General features: G+C 48.6%; 2 protein-coding genes. Both read left to right on the top strand.

What is annotated here, in order from left to right; translation table 11 throughout:
- The coding region (locus ACFQ03_RS05540; protein WP_379286647.1) for a ParA family protein at positions 1-379 on the top strand (379 nt) is incomplete at its 5' end.
- Complete coding sequence (locus tag ACFQ03_RS05535) at positions 327-1,247, top strand: ParB/RepB/Spo0J family partition protein (protein WP_379286646.1); 921 nt, start codon at positions 327-329, stop codon at positions 1,245-1,247. The genes ACFQ03_RS05540 and ACFQ03_RS05535, both read left to right, overlap by 53 nt.
- The last annotated feature ends 132 nt before the right edge of the window (positions 1,248-1,379 follow it).

Genomic DNA, 1,379 nt, shown 5'->3' with positions numbered 1-1,379 from the left:
CATTCCGGTTCAGGCGCATTATTTACCGGCGAAAGGAATGACGCAGCTTTTGCAAACCATTTCCCGTGTCCGACGCCAAATCAACCCGAAGTTGCTGGTAGATGGCGTGCTGCTGACGATGGTGGACAACCGGACCAACTTTGCCAAGGATATTTCCTTTGTTCTTCGGCGTGATTATGGAGACAAGCTGCGTGTGTTTCAAACGGAAATTCCGCTTTCCATCCGTGCGGCGGAAACGAGCGCCAAGGGGAAGAGCATTTATAAGCATGATCCGAACGGACAAGTAGCCGAAGCGTATGCGGCATTTACAAAGGAGGTGAAGGGTATTGGCAAAGAAAGACGACAGACGCGCCAGCATCAAGCTGACCACAGTCGATGATTTGTTTTCGACCGATGAGAGCCGCGCCGATGCACAGCGGGAAAAAGTGATGGACATCCCGTTGTCAGAGATCAGCGATTTCCCCGATCATCCATTCAAAGTAAAAGCGGATGAAGCGATGCTGGAAATGGCAGATAGTGTGAAGCAATACGGCGTATTGGTTCCTGGATTAGTACGTCCGAAGGCAGAGGGCGGTTATGAGATGGTCGCCGGACATCGGCGGAAAAAGGCGAGCGAGCTGGCGGGTATGGAAATGATGCCTTGCATCGTCCGCGAACTGGACGACGATCAAGCGACCATTATTATGGTGGACAGCAACCTGCAAAGGGAGCATATCGCGCCTAGCGAGAAGGCGTTTGCTTATAAGATGAAGCTGGAGGCGATGAAAAGACAGGCAGGCAGACCAAGTAAAGAAAATGTGTCCCAAGTTGGGACACAAAAACGTTCCGATGAACTGCTAGCAGATCAAGTTGGAGAAAGTCGCAATCAAATTCAGCGGTATATTCGCTTGACTCATTTGATCCCTTCCATTCTTGAAATGGTAGATGAAAAACGGATCGCGTTTAATCCGGCTGTTGAGTTGTCTTACTTGGCCGAAAAAGAGCAGCAAGACCTTTATGAAACGATACAGTCCGAAGACTGTACGCCTTCTTTGTCACAGGCGCTGCGTATGAAGAAACTGAGTCAGGGCGGACGGCTCAATATGGATGTTATCTTCTCGATTTTGACGGAGGAAAAGCCCAATCAGAGGGAAAAAATGCACATTCAGCGGGAGCGCATTGATCGCTTTTTCCCTAAGGATTTCACTGAAAAACAAAAGGAGGACCTTATTGTCCAATTGCTTGAAAGCTGGTATCGCAAGCGTTAGCGCGAACATGGAAGATAATCTTAAGCAACATGAACAAAAAATAGCCATTCCTTACTCTCCATTGCGAGGGAGTTTTTTTGTGCCTACAAGGAGGTGACGGAGATGCTCTTTACGGAAGGTAAATGGCGGAAA

It is taken from the genome of Paenibacillus residui (genome assembly GCF_042677205.1).
Lineage (GTDB): Bacteria > Bacillota > Bacilli > Paenibacillales > NBRC-103111 > Paenibacillus_L > Paenibacillus_L residui.
Note: the sequence above shows the minus strand (reverse complement) of the source record. Positions and strands in the feature narration are given on the sequence as shown.